Raw genomic sequence first — 16,581 nt, 5'->3', positions numbered from 1 at the left:
CTTTACCCAAAAGGGACGTACAGTCGCGACGTGATCACATGACGTAAATAAAACGGAGCCCGCAGGCGGTAATCGGCGTCAGGCGCCGAAAGCCTTGCCCTTGCCCTTCACCGGCTTGGCGCCCGCGAGGAGATGCGCGGGGACGAGATCCCGGGCGGGCTCCGAATAACCCACCGAGACGATGCGGTCACCGCGGTAGGTGAACGTCGTCAGCGACGCGAGGGTGCACTGCCGCTTGCGCGGGTCGTGCCACAGCCGCCGCTTCTCCACGAAGCTGCGCACGATCCAGATCGGCAGCTGGTGGCTGACGCAGACCGCCTCGTGCCCGCGGGCCACGTCCTTCGCCGCGTCCAGGGCGCCCATCATCCGCACGACCTGCTCGATGTACGGCTCACCCCAGGACGGCTTGAAGGGGTTGACCAGATGCCGCCAGTTCTCGGGGTTCTTCAGCGCGCCGTCGCCGACCCCGAAGGTCTTGCCCTCGAAGACGTTCTCCGCCTCGATGAGCCGGGCGTCCGTCGCGAGCTCCAGGCCGTGCACCTTGGCGATCGGCGCGGCGGTCTCCTGGGCGCGCTCCAGCGGCGAGGCGACGACGTGGGTGACGTCGCGCTGGGCGAGGTGCTCGGCGACGCGGTCGGCCATCTGCCGGCCGAGCTCCGAGAGGTGGTAGTCGGGCAGCCGCCCGTACAGGATGCCGTCCGGGTTGTGCACCTCGCCGTGGCGCATCAGATGGACGACGGTCAGCTCGTCGCCCGCTGCGGTGCCGCTCATGCGGTGGCCTCCGTGGCTTCCGCGGCCGCGCGCGCGGCGCCCGGCAGGGCGGCGGCGATCCGCTCGACGGCCCGCTCGTCGTGGGCGGTGGACACGAACCAGGACTCGAAGGCGGAGGGCGGAAGGTAGACACCCTGCGACAGCATCGAGTGGAAGAAGGCGGTGAAGCGAAAGGACTCCTGCGCCTTGGCGTCGTCGTAGTTCTTCACTTCGTTCGCGGTGAAGAAGACGGAGAACATGTTGGAGGCGTTCTGCACGGTGTGCGCGACGCCCTCCTTGCTCAGCGCCTCACTCACCAGCCCCCGCAACCGCTCCGAGACCGCGTCGATCTTCTCGTACGCGGCGTCGTCCAGGAGCCGCAGCTGCGCGAGGCCCGCGGCCGTGGCGACCGGGTTCCCCGACAGCGTGCCCGCCTGGTAGACGGGCCGGCCGGGGCGAGGTGCGCCATGACGTCGGCGCGCCCGCCGAAGGCCGCGGCGGGGAAGCCGCCGCCCATGACCTTGCCGAAGGTCATCAGGTCGGGCCGCACGCCGTCGACGCCGAACCAGCCGGCCTTCGACGTACGGAAGCCGGTCATGACCTCGTCGGAGATGTACAGCGCGCCGTTCTCGCGGCACAGGTCCCCGAGCCCCTGGTTGAAGCCCTCACCGGGCGGTACGACGCCCATGTTGCCGGGCGAGGCCTCGGTGATGACGCAGGCGATCTGGCCCGCGTGCGCGGCGAAGGCGGCACGCACGGCGTCCAGGTCGTTGTAGGGGACGACGATGGTGTCGCCCGCCTGCGCGCCGGTGACGCCCGGGGTGTCGGGAAGCCCGAGGGTCGCCACGCCCGAACCGGCGGCGGCGAGCAGGGCGTCGACGTGGCCGTGGTAGCAGCCGGCGAACTTGAGGACCTTCGCGCGGCCGGTGAAGCCGCGGGCGAGCCGGATGGCGGACATGGTGGCCTCGGTGCCGCTGGAGACCAGCCGCACCTGCTCGACGGGCGCGATGCGGGCCACGATCTCCTCGGCGAGGGCGACCTCGCCCTCGCCGGGCGTACCGAAGGAGGTGCCGCGGGCGACGGCCTCCTGCACGGCGGCGGTCACCTCGGGGTGGGAATGCCCGAGGATCATCGGACCCCACGAACACACGAGGTCGACGTACTCGCGGCCGTCGGCGTCAGTCAGGTACGGACCGGTACCGGACACCATGAAACGGGGCGTACCACCCACAGCGCGGAACGCGCGCACGGGAGAGTTCACACCGCCGGGCGTCACGGCCGCCGCACGGTCGAAAAGAGTCTGCGAAACTGGGGCGCTATACGGGAAGCTCACACGAGCCATGGTCTCAGAGGGTCCGGACTTCCTGCGGACAGGTGTTTCGCTCCACGTTTTAGCGGGTGAACGTGGGGGAGGTCACTGACACGATGATCGGGTTGCGTGGCGGGGGCCGCGAGGCCTAGAAAAGACAGGGCCGTGCCGCCCTGGAAAAGCAGTCGGGTGGAGATATGCATCGCGGTGGCGGACTGGGCGAGGGGACCGACGGCCTGGACCCCCGGCGTGCCCGGCGGGGCAAGCACCGACGCGAGGCGGGGGCACAGCCCGCGCAGGCGCCCGACCAGGCGCGGGCCGAGGCCGTCGAATCCCGGCAGGACCGGGTGAGCAGCAGGAGTGGCGGGGTGGGGGTGACCTACAAGTACTTCGGGGCTCCGAACGGCGCGACCGCGGCCCGGGTACCCATCTCCATGCGGCCCGAGGAGCTCGGCGGCGACGAGCTCGGCATGGGCGGCATGTTCACGAAGATCAAGCCGGAGACGATGGCCGCGATGGTCCTGACCGGCATCGAGGGCATACCCCTGCACCAGGTCCCCCCGCTCGAACTGGTCGTCCTGCACCCCGACTACGCCGTGGTGAAGCTCCCCATGACCGTGGTCGACCCGCTGCGCGGCATCGGCGAGGAGTCGGTGGGCGCCGCGGCCTTCATCTGGTCCACGGTGCCGGACCGCGGCGGCCCGCGCGACGCGTTCAACGTCTACCAACTCCTGCACGAGTGGCAGGACTTCAGCCATCGGCTGCACGATGCGGGCCATCAGGCGTACTGCCTGGTGTGGCCCTGACGGCCCGTCACTGGGCGCGCTCGGGGGGCCGGGCTATCGGCGCGGTGGTGGAGATCTCGGCACCGCTGCCCCGCCTCGGCGCGCAGGTGTCAGACCTCGCCCTCACCGTGTCCGCATGGAGCGATCAGAGCAGCCGGACATCCGCTGGCACCCGTGGCCGGACGAGGGAGGCCCGGCACTCCTCACGCGTCTCAACACGCCCGGGATGACGGAGCACTTGGGCGGACCCGAGACCCCCGAGAAGCTCGCGGACCGGCACCGTCGCCATCTGCGGCTCGGCCGGGCCGAGGGCAAGGGGCGGATGTTCCGGATCACCCTGGACGGTGAGACGGCGGGCATCGGGTTCCGGTAGACGACCTGGCAGGGCGAGACGGTCTGGGAGACCGGATGGGGGGGTACTGCCCGAGTTCCAGGGCCGAGGCGACGCGGCGGGCGCGGCTGACCATCGCCGAGGCGAGGGCGGTACGCCTTGCCCGGGGCGTAGCCCCCGGCGGTATCCCCTGCCCCGCCGCTCCGCGGCGGATATCTCCCACCCACCGCCCGTTTACTCGGCGTCGAGATGTCGGGAGTAGGGGCGGGTGGGGGCGCTCGTCGCTCGGCGTCGAGAGGTCGGGGCAGGGGCGGGCGGAGGCGCCCGTTAACCAACGCCGAAACGTCGAGGCAGGAGCGGGCAGAGGTACCCGCTACCCGCCGTCCAGACGGCCCGGTAGGAGCAGAGGGACGGCGACGACGGTCCGCGGGCGCCAGGCGGCCCGAGGGGACGTGGGGGTATGTGCGCGCGGAGCACAGTGGTGGTCATGCCCAGCCGATGAGCAACCGCGGGCCGGCGCCAAGATAGCGAGCACGGACATACCCCCACGTCCCCGCCCCACAGACGAACCAAGGCGACCAGAGCCGCCAGAGCCGCCAGAGCCAACAGCGGCAAAACGCACCCCCATGCCACCCTGTCGTCCATGCTCATCGCCCGCTCCGCCGCCCTCTTCCTCCTCGCCGCCCTCTTCGAGATCGGCGGCGCCTGGCTCGTCTGGCAGGGCGTACGCGAGCACCGCGGCTGGGCCTGGATCGGCGCGGGCGTCATCGCCCTCGGCATCTACGGATTCGTGGCCACGCTCCAGCCCGACGCCGAGTTCGGCCGCATCCTCGCCGCGTACGGCGGGATCTTCGTCGCGGGCTCGATCGCCTGGGGCATGGTCGCGGACGGGTACCGCCCCGACCGCTGGGACGTCATCGGCGCCCTGATCTGCCTCGCGGGAATGGCCGTGATCATGTACGCGCCCCGTGGCCGCTGAACGGCCCACATATCCTGACCCGCAGACGACCGACCACCCTCACCCACCCAGCCCCCGAGGAGCGCCCCATGACCGCTGCTGCCGCCGCCGCCAAGCGCATCGCCATCGTCACCGGCGCGGGCAGCGGCATCGGTGCCGCCACCGCGCGCGGCCTGGCCACCGCCGGCTACCGCGTCGTCCTCACCGCGCGCCGCAAGGACCGCATCGAGGCGCTCGCCGCCGAGCTCACCGAGGCGGGGCACGATGCCATGGCGTACGCGCTCGACGTCACCGACCGCGCGGCGGTCGACACCTTCGCGACGGCGTTCAAGAAGATCGCGGTCCTGGTGAACAACGCGGGCGGCGCGCTCGGCGCGGACCCCGTCGCCACCAGCGACCCGGCCGACTGGCGCCAGATGTACGAGACGAACGTCCTCGGCACGCTGAACGTCACGCAGGCCCTGCTCCCCGCGCTCACCGCGAGCGGCGACGGCACGGTGGTCGTCCTCTCCTCGACCGCCGGGCACGGCACGTACGAGGGAGGCGGCGGCTACGTCGCCGCCAAGCACGCCGAGCACGTCCTCGCCGAGACCCTGCGCCTGGAGATCGTCGGCACCCCGGTCCGCGTCATCGAGATCGCGCCCGGCATGGTCAAGACGGACGAGTTCGCGCTGACCCGCTTCGGCGGCGACTCCGACAAGGCCGCGAAGGTCTACGCGGGCGTGGCCGAGCCGCTGACGGCCGAGGACGTGGCGGACACGATCACCTGGGCGGTGACCCGCCCGCCCCACGTCAACGTCGACCTCCTGGTGGTCCGCCCGCGCGCCCAGGCCTCCAACACCAAGGTCCACCGGGAGTCATGAGCATGCCCCTCCCCGGCGACGACCCCGGCACCCCCGCCTTCTCCGCCGACTCCCCGGACCCACTCGAACGCCTCACCCACGAGCACGAGACCCGCCGCCTCGCCGAGGAGAAGAAGAACGAGCGGATGGTGTGGTGGTACCTCGCGTACTTCCTCTTCGGCATCCACCTGGTCGCCTTCGTCATGATCTTCGCCATCAAGCACGCGAAGTAGAACGAAGTAAAACGAGGTCTGCGCCTCAGCCTTTCAGCCCTTCAGCCCTTCAGCCCTTCAGCCCTTCACACAGATGACCTGCTTCAGCTTCGCCACCACCTGGACGAGGTCCCGCTGCTGGTCCATGACCTGCTCGATCGGCTTGTACGCCGCCGGAATCTCGTCCACGACACCCGCGTCCTTGCGGCACTCGACGCCCCGCGTCTGCTCCGCCAGGTCCTGCGTCGAGAAGCGCCGCTTCGCCGCGTTCCGGCTCATGCGCCGGCCGGCGCCGTGCGAGGCGGAGTTGAAGGACGCCTCGTTGCCGAGGCCCTTCACGATGTACGAGCCCGTGCCCATCGAGCCCGGGATGATCCCGAAGTCACCGCTGCCCGCGCGGATCGCGCCCTTCCGGGTGACCAGCAGGTCCATCCCGTCGTACCGCTCCTCGCTGACGTAGTTGTGGTGGCAGGAGATCTCCTGCGCGAACGTCGGCTTCGCCTTCTTGAACTCCTTGCGGATCACGTCCTTGAAGAGGGCCATCATGAGCGCGCGGTTGTACTTCGCGTACTCCTGCGCCCAGTAGAGATCGTTCCTGTACGCCGCCATCTGCGGGGTGTCCGCGATGAACACCGCCAGGTCGCGGTCGACGAGCCCCTGGTTGTGCGGAAGGCCCTGGGCCACGCCGATGTGGTGGTCGGCCAGTTCCTTGCCGATGTTCCGGGAGCCAGAGTGCAGCATCAGCCACACCGAACCCGCCTCGTCGAGACAGAACTCGACGAAGTGGTTGCCCGAGCCAAGCGTCCCCATCTGCTTGACGGCCCGCCCCTCACGGAACTTCACCGCCTCCGCGACCCCGTCGAACCGCCCCCAGAAGTCGTCCCACCCCGCCGTCGCCATCCCATGGAAGCGCCCGGGCTCGACGGGGTCGTCATGCATGCCCCGCCCCACCGGAATCACCGCCTCGATCCGCGACCGCAGGTGGGACAGATCGCCCGGCAGGTCGTTCGCCGTCAGGGAGGTCTTCACCGCCGACATGCCGCAGCCGATGTCGACGCCGACCGCCGCCGGGCAGACCGCGCCCTGCATGGCGATCACGGAGCCGACTGTCGCGCCCTTGCCGAAGTGGACGTCCGGCATGACCGCCAGACCCTTGATCCACGGCAGCGTCGCCACGTTCTCCAGCTGCCGCATCGCGACGTCCTCGACCGACGCGGGGTCGGCCCACATCCGTATCGGCACCTTCGCACCGGGAACCTCTACATACGACATATCGTCCTCATTCCCCCGTAACCCACTACAAGTCTAGAAGCGCAAATACCGGAGCCAAGGTCGACGAAAGGGGCGACGGACCGGCGTCCACGGCAGCGCGTGCGATAGACATTGTGTCCACCGGTCGCCTGCCAGCGGCAACCGAATATCCCCACGAGAGGAGCCATCACGGTGCAGCGGAAGGTCTACGCACCCGGTGTCGCCGCGCTCCTCGCGGCACTGCTCGCCGGCTGCACCGGAGGCTCCGGCGACGGCGCCGGGTCCGAGGACTCCAAGCCTGGGGACGCCGGCAGCGCGGCCGCCCCCGCCGAGCCGGGCAAGTACCGCACGCTCCCCGAACCCTGCGGCGAGATCGAGCCCGGCACCCTCGACGCGATGCTCCCCGGCCTCAAGGAGATGGGGGAGGACGAGCAGCGCGAGAAGGCGTACGAGGGGACGCCCACGGTCACGTACGACACCGACCGGCGTGTGGGCTGCCGCTGGAAGGTCGAGTCGTCCGGCGCCTCCCACCACCTCCTCGTCGACTTCGAACGGGTCGTCTCCTACGACGGCACTGTCAGCGACGACGACCGCGCCGCCGAGGTCTACGCGACGAAACTGCGGGAGGCCGGCCTCCCGGCGCCCGCCGCCTCCGACAGCCAATCCCCGGACGCGGACGAGCACACGGACAAGAACAACGCGGACGACGACGCGGACGAGAAGGGCGACAAGGCCCAGGGCGGCAAGAAGGACCGCGGCGAGCCCGGCGACAACGACGCCGGCTCCACGACCGCGCCCGCCACCCCGCCCGCCGCCTGGAGCCCCGCTCCCTCGACGACCTCGGCGACGAGGCGTTCTTGAACGACGCCCTCACCACCGCCGCCTCGGCGACCCGACACCGCACCGTGACTGTGGTGTTCCGCACGTCGAACGTCATCGTCACCATCGAGTACGACGAGCAGCCCGGCCGCCGCACTGACGTCCCCGACAGCAAGGAAATGCAGGACAAGGCGGTGGAACTGGCCGACGGGCTCGCCGGGGAGTTCGACGAGTAGCCGTCGGACGGAGCGGGCGCGGGCAGGGGCCCCGCGTCGCCGAGGCGGAGCCACCCGCCGCCCCATACGCGTACCGTGGCCCCTCGGACCCGACGACGTCACGAGACGAACTGGACGTCACGAGACGAACTGAGTGAAGGAACCATGCACCGACCTGCACAGCGACAGCGCCAGCGTCTGAGCCGCATCCTCATCAGCGCGGCCGCCGTACCGGTGATCCTCGTCGCCTCCGGCTGCTCATCCGACTCCGACTCCGGCTCCGACGGGGCCAAGAAGGACACGGGCGGCGCCAAGGCGTCGGCCCCGAAGAAGGCCGGGGAGGAGACCCCGGCCGTCGAGAAGGCCGCGTACGGCAAGCTCCCCGAGCCCTGCGAGGTCCTGTCGAAGAAGACGCTCCAGGACCTGGTGCCGGAGGCCAAGGACAAGGGCAAGGCCGGTACGTCCACGGACACGGCGCTGCGCGGCAGCTGCTCCTGGGACAGCCTCGACAACAACGGCGTGGACGGTTCCCAGTTCCGCTGGCTGCGCGTCTCGCTGATGCGCTTCGACTCGGACGCCTCGCTCGGCAGTGGCGCGAAGCGCGCGCAGGACAACTTCGCCAAGCAGGTCGCGGACGCCCAGGCGACCAAGGACGCGAAGGGTGTCAAGGCGGAGCCGGTGCAGGGCGTCGGCGAGCAGGCGACGCTCGTGCGGTACGACCTGAAGAAGGACAAGGACACCTTCAAGCAGCAGACGTTCGTGACGCGCGTGGAGAACGCGGTCATCACGGTCGACTACAACGGCGCGGGCCTCGCGGGCGACAAGTCCCCCGACGCCGGTGAGCTGTCGAAGGACGCGCAGAAGGCGGCGAAGGAGGCCGCGGCCGCGGTCGTCTCCGCCAACGAGGGCGGCGGCAAGGCGTCATCCGGTTCCGGGGACAAGCCGAAGACGGACGACAAGCCCAAGACGGACGACAAGCCGAAGGCTGACGACGACGCGAAGAAGGACGGCGCCGCGAAGAAGAGCGACGCCACGTCGGACACCGACAACAGCGAGTCGGACACCAGCGAGTCGGACACCGGCAAGTCGAAGTCCAAGACCAAGTCCTGACCTTCTGACGGCTGTTCACGGAGCCCGGTCCCGCTGGGGCCGGGCTCCAGGCGTACCGGCGCGCACCCCCTCCGTACACATGTGCCAGGCTAGCGATCGCAACAAGCCGATCCAGGCTGAACAGGGAGGGGTTCGCGGGTGGCCGCGATGCAGCTGACACGCACGCACCGGATACTCATCGGGGTGGTCGTCGCCGGTGCGGTCGTCATCGCCGGAATCGGCTTCGCGGGGTCGTACGCGGCCGTGCGCGAACTCGCCGAGCAGAAGGGCTTCGGCGGCTTCTCGGCGGTCTTCCCGATCGGCATCGACGCGGGTATCTGCGTCCTGCTGGCCCTCGACCTCCTGTTGACCTGGATCCGCATCCCCTTCCCGCTGCTGCGGCAGACGGCATGGCTGCTGACGGCCGCGACGATCGCCTTCAACGGCGCGGCGGCCTGGCCCGACCCGCTCGGCACCGGCATGCACGCGGTGATCCCGGTGCTGTTCGTGGTCGCGGTCGAGGCGGCCCGGCACGCGATCGGGCGGATCGCGGACATCACCGCCGACAAGCACATGGAGGGCGTACGGCTCACCCGGTGGCTGCTCTCGCCGGTGCCGACGTTCCTGCTGTGGCGCCGGATGAAGCTGTGGGAGCTGCGCTCCTACGACCAGGTGATCAAGCTGGAGCAGGAACGCCTCGTCTACCAGGCCCGGCTGCGCTCCCGCTTCGGCCGTGCCTGGCGCCGCAAGGCCCCCGTCGAGTCCCTGATGCCGCTGCGCCTCGCCCGTTACGGCGTGCCGCTGGCGGAGACCGCCCCCGCGGGCCTGGCCGCCGCCGGCATCGAACCGGCCCTGCTCCCCCCGGCCCCGGCCGCCGCGCGGACCACGGTCTCCCAGCAGCCGCAGCTGCCGGCCCCGCGCCGCGAGACGCCCGCGGAGCCACCGTACGACTCCCAGCCGGAACCGGAGTCTGAAGCGGGGGCGGAGGCGGAGGCCGAAACGGAATCGGCGTCGGCGTCGGCGTCGGCGCCAGACCCTCAGCCGGAGGTCCTGCCGCACGAGAGCCCGTGGTTCGCGAAACACCCCGCCTCGTACGCCCCCGAGGAGCCGTACGACCAGTGGTACGAGGAGCAGGCGCCGTACGACAACGGGCAGTACGGCGGCGATGAGGCCCAGGAGACCGAGCCGGAGGCGAAGCCCCAGCCCGAGCCCGAGCCCGAGGCAGACATCCCCGGACTCCCCGGTCTCCCCGACGACGTCTCCCGCATGGACGCCTACTTCACGGCGTTCCGCAAGTACGTCAGCGAGATCGGCGACTACCCGAACGCCCGGCAGTTCAGCCTGTATCTGATGGACCTGTACGGCGTGACGGGCCAGGCGGGCGGGCCGCTCACGGAGAGCACGCTCCGCCCGTACCTGCGCGACTTCCGCTCCCGCTACCAGCAGGATCTGGACGCGGGCGCGGAACACATCGCGTGACCCGTCGGCGGCCCGGAGGCCTTCGGCGCGTCAGGAGACCTTCGGGGAACGAGCGTGACCTCGCGGCCGAGCTTCGCCGTCGTGTCGGCGTAGAGGCTGACCTCACCGTCGCTCCAGCGCACGATCAGGTCGTCGGGCAGGCCGCCCGCCGTATAGGCGCCCGCCGTCATCACCTTGGCGTGCTGCCACAGGGCGCCGGGCGCTCCCATGCGGGTCTTCGTGCCGGAGCCTGCGGTGCTCACGTCCTTGTGGACGGTGCGTTCGCCGTCGCTCCAGCGGACGAGGAGGTCCCACAGGCCGGTGCCGGCGAAGTCGCCGCCGGTGAGCAGGGCGGTGCGCTTCCACGTGGCGTTGGGCTTATGGAGCCTCGTCTTCTTCTTGAAGCCGCGGCCGTCCACGTCGCTGTACAGGATGACCTCGCCGTCGGTCCGGCGCACGACGACGTCATCGGTCTTGCCGCCGCCGCCGAAGCGGCCCGCCGTGAGCTGGGCGGCCTTCTTCCAGGTGGACCCCGCGGCGGCGAGCCTCGTCTCCTTGCCGAAGCCCGACGCGGACACGTCCTCGTAGAGGGTGACCTCGCCGTCGGACCAGCGCACCATCAGGTCGGAGAGGTCCGTGCCGGTGAAGTCGCCGCCCGTGACGGCGGTGGCGTGCTGCCACGTGGCGTTGGGCTTCTGGAGGCGCCGCTCGGCGGTGAACCCGCCCTTGCCGTTGCCGGGGTGGAGGGTGATCTCGCCGTCGGCCCACACCACGAGCAGATCGGCCTTGCCGTCACCGGTGTAGTCGCCGGTGGCCATCCGCTTGGCGTGCTGCCAGGTCTCGCCGGTGCCGAGGGTGGCGGGCAGCGGGGGCCGCTCGATCACGCCGGCGTTCCGCACGGCGTCGTCGTAGAGCTTGAACACCTCGTCGTCGTAGAAGGGCGCGTAGGAGACGGAGTCGGTGGCTCCGCCGCCGCCCGCGCCACCGAGGTTGCCGACGACCCTGCCCCGCTTGGTCCGCTCGTCGAAGTCCATCAGCCACGGACTGCCGGAGGTGCCGCCGTAGAACCCGCCGCACGCCATGCGCAGTTGCTTGTAGCCGGAGAGCCGGGTCGTCTTCACCCGGCACTTGATCGCCTGGTCCTTGGGGGCGTTCCTCGCCGAGGGGTAGCCGATGACGGTGACCGGCACCTGGTAACCGGGCGTGCGCGTCAGCGTGTTGGCGCCGGTGACCTTCTCGACCTGGCGGCCGAGCTTGTCGGGCTTGACGGTCGCGAAGGCGAAGTCGAGGTCCGAGCCGGGGCCGTAGTCGGTGCGCCGCGGGTCCTTGAAGACGCGGTCGACCGCCCAGATGCCGTTGGGCTGCTGCGCCGGGGTCTTGCCGGTGCGGTACTGGGGTACGAAGGCGTACTTGTCGCCGTTGCCGCAGTGTCCGGCGGTGAGGATGAGGTTGCCCTTGGGGCTGTGGACCACGCTGGCCGTGCAGTTGTGCGTGGCCATGCCCTTGTCGACGAAGTACAGCACGCCGATGGTCTTGGAGCCCTCGTAATCCGTCTGGGCCCTCGCCGCCGCCGCGTACGCCACCGGCCCGCGCCCGGCGGCCATGCCCGCCGGGGCCTGAGCCTCCCCGTGAGCCTTCCCCTGGCCCTTCCCCTGAGCCGTCAACGGCGTCGCCGATTCCATGCGATCGGCGGTCCAGAACCGCTCCGCCGCCACGACCCCCCACGCCGCGTCGCTCTTCTTCGGAACCGTCCTGCTGTCATCGGTGTCGGCGGGTGTCGCGGCGCCGGCGGTCGTGGTGACCGAAACGGCGAGGAATCCACCGCCCACCCCCATGGCCACGGCACGGGCCCAACGTGAAATGCGCACAACTGCCCTTCCGCTGGGTGCCCGAGGTCGAGCGGGCGCCCAGGCTCCCCCTGGATAAGATCCGGATAAGATCACCTTATGCCACACAAAACCGCCGCGACGGCCGGAGCGCTCGTCCTCGCCTTTTCCCTGGCAGGCATGACTAGCGCCGCCGCGCAGGCGGGTCGAGAGGGTGAACTCAGTGTCGCGCCCGGCTCGGTGAGGCCCGGTGAACGCGTCACGCTGTCCGTGCTGAATCCGGAACTGATGGACCAGATGGACGACGACCACCGCGTCACCGTCCGTTCCGACGCGTTCTCGGGGCCGGTGAAACTGGCCCCTTCCGGAAAGGTCTCCTGGCAGGGCCGGGCCACGGTCCGCTGCGACGCGAAACCGGGCGAGCACGCCCTCCGTTTCGACGAGCCGGTCCCGCCCGAGGAGGCCCGGACCAACGGCAAGGTGCGGGTCGAGGCGGGCGGCGCGGCCCCCGGCGCCGAGTGCGCCGCCAAGGCCGGGCCGGAGTCGGAGCCCGACGGCTGGACGCCGGTGACCCTCACCATCGCCGCCGCTTCGCTCGCCGCCCTGGCCGCACTGTTCTTCTTCGCGGTACGCCGCCAACGCCACCTGTAGCGCTCACGCGTCCGTAACGCCCACGCACCCATAGCTCTTCACGCCCGCCTCTTGCCCAGCTCCCCGTAGACGGCGAGCACGGCACCGGCGGCGAAGAGCGCCGCGTACAGGGGCGTGGGCACGTCCCACCACTGGTGCAGCAGCCCCCAGGGCCCGTCCCCGAAGAGACGGCCGGCGGCACCGAGGGCACCCTGGATTCCCGCGACCCATCCGACGATGGCGATGATTTCCTTCATGCGTCCACGGTCATCGAGGAAACAGGCCGTCGCCTCCTGCCTCAGGCGGATCCCCTGGTAGCCCAAAGGATGCAGACGCACGGCCGGGCGGGCGGGAGACGACAGTCCCCGCCCGCCCGGCCGGTCGCCGAACGCTACGCCCCCAACAGCTTCCGCACCCGGCCCGCCCCCACGGCCAGCAGCAGCGTGGGCAGGCGCGGCCCGGTCTCCCGGGTCACGAGCAGCCGGTACAGCAGCGCGAAGAACGTCCGCTGCGCCACCTTGATCTCCGGCGGCAGCTCCTTGGCCGTCGCGTCCGCCGAGAACCCGGCCCGCACCTTCGGCACGCCGTACACGAGGTGGGTGAGACCGTCCAGGGACCAGTGCGAGTCGAGGCCCTCCAGGAGCAGCCGCAGCGACTCGCGGCTCTCGTCGTCCAGCGAGGACAGCAGCTCGGTGTCGGGCTCGGCACGCACGACCGTGCGGGCCTCGGCCGGGACCTGGGTGGTGATCCAGTTCTCGGCGCGGTCGAGCCGCGGCCGGACCTCGTCGAGCGAGGCCAGCGGCGCCGACGGGTCGAGGTCGCTCAGGATGCGCAGCGTCTGGTCCTCGGCACCGGCGGTGATGTCCGCGACGGACGCCAGCGTCCGGTACGGCATCGGCCGCGGGGTGCGCGGCAGCTCACCAGCGGCGGTGCGCACGGCACGGGAGTGCGCGGACGCGTCGGCGGGCAGCGCGGCACCGTCGGCGACCTTGGCCTCCAGCTTGTCCCACTCGTCGTAGAGCCGCTGGATCTCCTGGTCGAAGGCGATCTTGAAGGACTGGTTGGGCTTGCGGCGCGCGTACAGCCAGCGCAGCAGCGGCGCCTCCATGATCTTCAGGGCGTCGGCCGGGGTCGGCACGCCGCCCTTCGAGGACGACATCTTCGCCATGCCCGAGATCCCCACGAAGGCGTACATGGGCCCGATGGGCTGCACGCCGTCGAAGATCTGCCGCACGATCTGCCCGCCGACGACGAACGACGAGCCGGGGGACGAGTGGTCCACACCGCTCGGCTCGAAGATGACGCCCTCGTAGGCCCAGCGCATGGGCCAGTCGACCTTCCAGACCAGCTTGCCGCGGTTGAACTCGCTCAGCTTCACGGTCTCGCCGAAGCCGCACGCCGTGCAGGTGTAGACCAGCTCGGTGGACTCGTCGTCGTACGAGACGACGGTCGTCAGGTCCTTCTCGCACTGCCCGCAGTAGGGCTTGTACGGGTAGTACCCGCCGCTGCCGCCGCTGCCGTCGTCCTCGGAGGCGGCGCCGGAGCCCTCGGCGGCCTCCAGCTCGGCCTCGTCGACCGGCTTCTGCTGCTTGGCACCGCCCTTGCCCGCCTGCCCGGCCTTGGCGGGGTCCTTCTTCGTGCGGTACTGGTCGAGGATCGCGTCGATGTCGCCGCGGTGCCTCATCGCGTGCAGGATCTGCTCGCGGTAGGCACCCGAGGTGTACTGCTCGGTCTGGCTGATGCCGTCGTACTCGACACCGAGCTCGGTGAGCGCCTCGGCCATGGCGGCCTTGAAGTGCTCGGCCCAGTTCGGGTACGCGGATCCGGCCGGGGCGGGCACCGAGGTGAGCGGCTTGCCGATGTGCTCGGCCCAGGACTCGTCGACTCCGGGGACGCCGGCCGGGACCTTGCGGTAGCGGTCGTAGTCGTCCCAGGAGATCAGGTGCCGGACCTCGTATCCGCGGCGGCGGATCTCGTCGGCGACGAGGTGCGGGGTCATGACCTCGCGGAGGTTGCCGAGGTGGATCGGCCCGGACGGGGAGAGACCCGAGGCGACGACGACCACCGGCGCGGCGGCGCCATCGTCTTTCGCGCCCGGGGCACGACGCTCCGACTCGGCGATGACCTCGTCCGCGTAGCGGGAGACCCAGTCGGTGGTATCAGTGCTCTGAGCCACGATCGGCACGCCTTTCTGCTTCATACGTTCATAGGTGAGTACCGCTGTACCGCTTGACGCAGCCATTCTCCCAGGTCGCCCCGTAACCGCGAAAACCGCTTTTCACCGCGTGGGATACTCGGTTTTCACAACTACGGCACGTCCAGGCTCCCGAGCAGAACGGCACCCCTTCATGGCCCCGGTCACGTCCCTCACCGCCTCCGTCCACCAGCGCCTCGCGGACGCCCTCTCGGCAGCCCTGCCGGAAGCGGGCGCCGCGGACCCGCTGCTGCGACGTAGCGACCGGGCCGACTTCCAGGCCAACGGCATCCTGGCGCTCGCCAAGAAGCTCAAGGGCAACCCGCGGGAGCTGGCCACGCAGGTCGTCGCCGGCATCACCGCCCCCGAGCTGTTCAAGGACATCGAGGTCTCCGGGCCCGGCTTTTTGAACATCACGGTCACCGACGAGGCGATCACGGAGAACCTCGCGGCGCGGGCGGCGGACGGCGAGCGGCTCGGTGTGCCGTACGCCGAGAACCGGGGCACGACGGTGATCGACTACGCCCAGCCGAACGTGGCCAAGGAGATGCACGTCGGCCACCTGCGCTCCGCCGTCATCGGCGACGCCCTGCGCCACATGCTGGACTTCACCGGCGAGAAGACGATCGGCCGCCACCACATCGGCGACTGGGGCACCCAGTTCGGGATGCTCATCCAGTACCTGATCGAGAACCCCGGCCAACTGGCCCCGGCCGACGAGGTCGACGGCGAGCAGGCGATGAGCAACCTCAACCGCGTCTACAAGGCCTCGCGCGCGGTCTTCGACGCCGACGAGGCGTTCAAGGAGCGGGCCCGCAAGCGGGTCGTCGCCCTCCAGTCCGGGGACAAGGAGACGCGCGAGCTCTGGCAGCGGTTCGTGGACGAGTCGAAGGTCTACTTCTACTCGGTCTTCGAGAAGCTGGACATGGAGGTCCGCGACGAGGAGATCGTCGGCGAGTCCGCGTACAACGACATGATGGCCGAGACGGCGCGGCTCCTGGAGGAGTCGGGTGTCGCGGTGCGCTCCGAGGGCGCGCTCGTCGTGTTCTTCGACGACATCAAGGGCAAGGACGACAAGCCGGTCCCGCTGATCGTCCAGAAGGCGGACGGCGGCTTCGGTTACGCGGCCTCCGACCTCTCGGCGATCCGCAACAGGGTCGTCGACCTGCACGCCACGACCCTGCTGTACGTGGTGGACGTCCGCCAGTCGCTGCACTTCAAGATGGTCTTCGAGGCGGCCCGCCGGATGGGCTGGCTGAACGACGAGGTCACCGCCCACAACATGGGCTACGGCACGGTGCTCGGCGCGGACGGCAAGCCGTTCAAGACGCGTGAGGGCGAGACGGTGCGCCTGGAGGACCTCCTCGACGAGGCGGTGCAGCGCGCCGCGGAGGTCGTCCGCGAGAAGGCGCGGGACCTCACCGAGGAGGAGATCCAGGAGCGGGCCTTCCAGGTCGGCATCGGCGCCGTGAAGTACGCGGACCTGTCGACGTCGGCCAACCGCGACTACAAGTTCGACCTCGACCAGATGGTCTCCCTGAACGGCGACACGTCGGTCTACCTCCAGTACGCGTACGCCCGTATCCAGTCGATCCTGCGCAAGGCGGGCGAGGTGCGGCCCGCGGCCCACCCGGAGCTGGCGCTCGACGCGGCGGAGCGGGCGCTGGGCCTGCACCTGGACGCGTTCGGCGCGACGGTCACGGAGGCCGCCGCGGAGTACGCGCCGCACAAGCTGGCCGCGTACCTCTACCAGCTGGCGTCGCTGTACACCTCGTTCTACGACAAGTGCCCGGTCCTGAAGGCGGACACCCCGGCGCACGTCGAGAACCGCCTGTTCCTGTGCGACATCACGGCCCGCACGCTGCACCAGGGCATGGCGCTGCTGGGCATCAGGACCCCCGAGCGCCTCTGA

14 protein-coding genes and 2 pseudogenes are annotated in these 16,581 nt (G+C 70.5%); 10 read left to right on the top strand and 6 right to left on the bottom strand.

What is annotated here, in order from left to right:
* Window positions 1-78: 78 nt before the first annotated feature.
* Window positions 79-771, bottom strand: a complete 693-nt coding sequence (locus tag ACOBQB_RS31275) for a histidine phosphatase family protein (RefSeq protein ID WP_423596449.1) — start codon at window positions 769-771, stop codon at window positions 79-81.
* Window positions 768-2,092, bottom strand: a pseudogene (gene hemL / locus ACOBQB_RS31270) (glutamate-1-semialdehyde 2,1-aminomutase). Before hemL ends, ACOBQB_RS31275 begins: the two are co-directional and overlap by 4 nt.
* Window positions 2,093-2,256: 164 nt before the next feature.
* On the opposite strand from hemL, the gene ACOBQB_RS31265 reads away from it, so the two are divergent.
* The 5 genes from ACOBQB_RS31265 to ACOBQB_RS31245 all read left to right on the top strand — a co-directional run bounded on the left by ACOBQB_RS31265 (window position 2,257) and on the right by ACOBQB_RS31245 (window position 5,208).
* Window positions 2,257-2,865, top strand: coding sequence for a hypothetical protein (locus ACOBQB_RS31265; protein ID WP_423596447.1), 609 nt, complete (start codon window positions 2,257-2,259; stop codon window positions 2,863-2,865).
* A 115-nt stretch (window positions 2,866-2,980) separates the two neighbouring features.
* A complete protein-coding gene (locus ACOBQB_RS31260) occupies window positions 2,981-3,217 on the top strand; it encodes a hypothetical protein (protein ID WP_423596445.1) in 237 nt (78 codons plus the stop codon).
* 601 nt (window positions 3,218-3,818) lie between these two features.
* Window positions 3,819-4,154, top strand: coding sequence for a YnfA family protein (locus ACOBQB_RS31255; RefSeq protein ID WP_423596443.1), 336 nt, complete (start codon window positions 3,819-3,821; stop codon window positions 4,152-4,154).
* Window positions 4,155-4,222: 68 nt separating this feature from the next.
* Window positions 4,223-4,996, top strand: a complete 774-nt coding sequence (locus ACOBQB_RS31250) for an SDR family NAD(P)-dependent oxidoreductase (RefSeq protein WP_423596441.1) — start codon at window positions 4,223-4,225, stop codon at window positions 4,994-4,996.
* On the top strand, window positions 4,993-5,208 hold the full coding sequence (locus ACOBQB_RS31245) for a hypothetical protein (protein WP_423596439.1): 216 nt from the start codon (window positions 4,993-4,995) through the stop codon (window positions 5,206-5,208). Before ACOBQB_RS31250 ends, ACOBQB_RS31245 begins: the two co-directional genes overlap by 4 nt.
* A gap of 57 nt (window positions 5,209-5,265) precedes the next feature.
* Here ACOBQB_RS31245 and ACOBQB_RS31240 read toward each other — a convergent pair whose 3' ends face one another.
* Entirely contained in the window at window positions 5,266-6,459 is a 1,194-nt protein-coding gene (locus ACOBQB_RS31240) for an RtcB family protein (protein ID WP_423596437.1), read from the bottom strand.
* Window positions 6,460-6,630: 171 nt separating this feature from the next.
* Here ACOBQB_RS31240 and ACOBQB_RS31235 point away from each other — a divergent pair.
* From ACOBQB_RS31235 to ACOBQB_RS31225, 3 genes and pseudogenes are all read left to right on the top strand, one after another.
* Window positions 6,631-7,493 (top strand): annotated as a pseudogene (locus ACOBQB_RS31235) (DUF3558 domain-containing protein).
* A gap of 144 nt (window positions 7,494-7,637) precedes the next feature.
* Window positions 7,638-8,582, top strand: coding sequence for a DUF3558 domain-containing protein (locus ACOBQB_RS31230; protein ID WP_423596435.1), 945 nt, complete (start codon window positions 7,638-7,640; stop codon window positions 8,580-8,582).
* 147 nt (window positions 8,583-8,729) lie between these two features.
* Window positions 8,730-10,040, top strand: a complete 1,311-nt coding sequence (locus ACOBQB_RS31225; protein ID WP_423596433.1) for a DUF2637 domain-containing protein — start codon at window positions 8,730-8,732, stop codon at window positions 10,038-10,040.
* On the opposite strand, the gene ACOBQB_RS31220 is transcribed toward ACOBQB_RS31225, so the two are convergent.
* Window positions 9,998-11,887 carry a trypsin-like serine peptidase gene (locus tag ACOBQB_RS31220; RefSeq protein ID WP_423596431.1) on the bottom strand — a complete coding sequence of 630 codons (1,890 nt, stop codon included), beginning with the start codon at window positions 11,885-11,887 and terminating at the stop codon, window positions 9,998-10,000. The genes ACOBQB_RS31225 and ACOBQB_RS31220 overlap by 43 nt on opposite strands.
* A 138-nt stretch (window positions 11,888-12,025) precedes the next feature.
* On the opposite strand from ACOBQB_RS31220, the gene ACOBQB_RS31215 reads away from it, so the two are divergent.
* Entirely contained in the window at window positions 12,026-12,496 is a 471-nt protein-coding gene (locus tag ACOBQB_RS31215) for a hypothetical protein (RefSeq protein WP_423596429.1), read from the top strand.
* A 38-nt stretch (window positions 12,497-12,534) separates the two neighbouring features.
* Here the strand turns inward: ACOBQB_RS31215 and ACOBQB_RS31210 are convergent, their stop codons facing one another.
* Both ACOBQB_RS31210 and lysS read right to left on the bottom strand, forming a co-directional pair.
* Window positions 12,535-12,732, bottom strand: coding sequence for a hypothetical protein (locus ACOBQB_RS31210; protein ID WP_423596427.1), 198 nt, complete (start codon window positions 12,730-12,732; stop codon window positions 12,535-12,537).
* Between the two features lie 134 nt (window positions 12,733-12,866).
* Window positions 12,867-14,660: a lysine--tRNA ligase gene (gene lysS / locus ACOBQB_RS31205; protein WP_423598880.1), complete on the bottom strand. Its 1,794-nt coding sequence runs from the start codon at window positions 14,658-14,660 to the stop codon at window positions 12,867-12,869.
* Between the two features lie 163 nt (window positions 14,661-14,823).
* Here lysS and argS point away from each other — a divergent pair, with 163 nt between their 5' ends.
* Complete coding sequence (argS, locus tag ACOBQB_RS31200; protein ID WP_423596425.1) at window positions 14,824-16,581, top strand: arginine--tRNA ligase; 1,758 nt, start codon at window positions 14,824-14,826, stop codon at window positions 16,579-16,581.

The organism is Streptomyces sp. G5(2025) (genome assembly GCF_049542075.1).
Classification (GTDB): domain Bacteria; phylum Actinomycetota; class Actinomycetes; order Streptomycetales; family Streptomycetaceae; genus Streptomyces.
This window is presented reverse-complemented; position numbering and strand designations above follow the sequence as displayed.

Excerpts from the sequence above, each read along its gene's own strand:
- ACOBQB_RS31275 (WP_423596449.1), bottom strand. The coding sequence starts at position 771 with ATGAGCGGCACCGCAGCGGGCGACGAGCTGACCGTCGTCCATCTGATG.
- ACOBQB_RS31265 (WP_423596447.1), top strand. The coding sequence starts at position 2,257 with ATGCATCGCGGTGGCGGACTGGGCGAGGGGACCGACGGCCTGGACCCC.
- ACOBQB_RS31260 (WP_423596445.1), top strand. The coding sequence starts at position 2,981 with ATGGAGCGATCAGAGCAGCCGGACATCCGCTGGCACCCGTGGCCGGAC.
- ACOBQB_RS31255 (WP_423596443.1), top strand. The coding sequence starts at position 3,819 with ATGCTCATCGCCCGCTCCGCCGCCCTCTTCCTCCTCGCCGCCCTCTTC.
- ACOBQB_RS31250 (WP_423596441.1), top strand. The coding sequence starts at position 4,223 with ATGACCGCTGCTGCCGCCGCCGCCAAGCGCATCGCCATCGTCACCGGC.
- ACOBQB_RS31245 (WP_423596439.1), top strand. The coding sequence starts at position 4,993 with ATGAGCATGCCCCTCCCCGGCGACGACCCCGGCACCCCCGCCTTCTCC.
- ACOBQB_RS31240 (WP_423596437.1), bottom strand. The coding sequence starts at position 6,459 with ATGTCGTATGTAGAGGTTCCCGGTGCGAAGGTGCCGATACGGATGTGG.
- ACOBQB_RS31230 (WP_423596435.1), top strand. The coding sequence starts at position 7,638 with ATGCACCGACCTGCACAGCGACAGCGCCAGCGTCTGAGCCGCATCCTC.
- ACOBQB_RS31225 (WP_423596433.1), top strand. The coding sequence starts at position 8,730 with ATGCAGCTGACACGCACGCACCGGATACTCATCGGGGTGGTCGTCGCC.
- ACOBQB_RS31215 (WP_423596429.1), top strand. The coding sequence starts at position 12,026 with ATGACTAGCGCCGCCGCGCAGGCGGGTCGAGAGGGTGAACTCAGTGTC.
- ACOBQB_RS31210 (WP_423596427.1), bottom strand. The coding sequence starts at position 12,732 with ATGAAGGAAATCATCGCCATCGTCGGATGGGTCGCGGGAATCCAGGGT.
- argS (WP_423596425.1), top strand. The coding sequence starts at position 14,824 with ATGGCCCCGGTCACGTCCCTCACCGCCTCCGTCCACCAGCGCCTCGCG.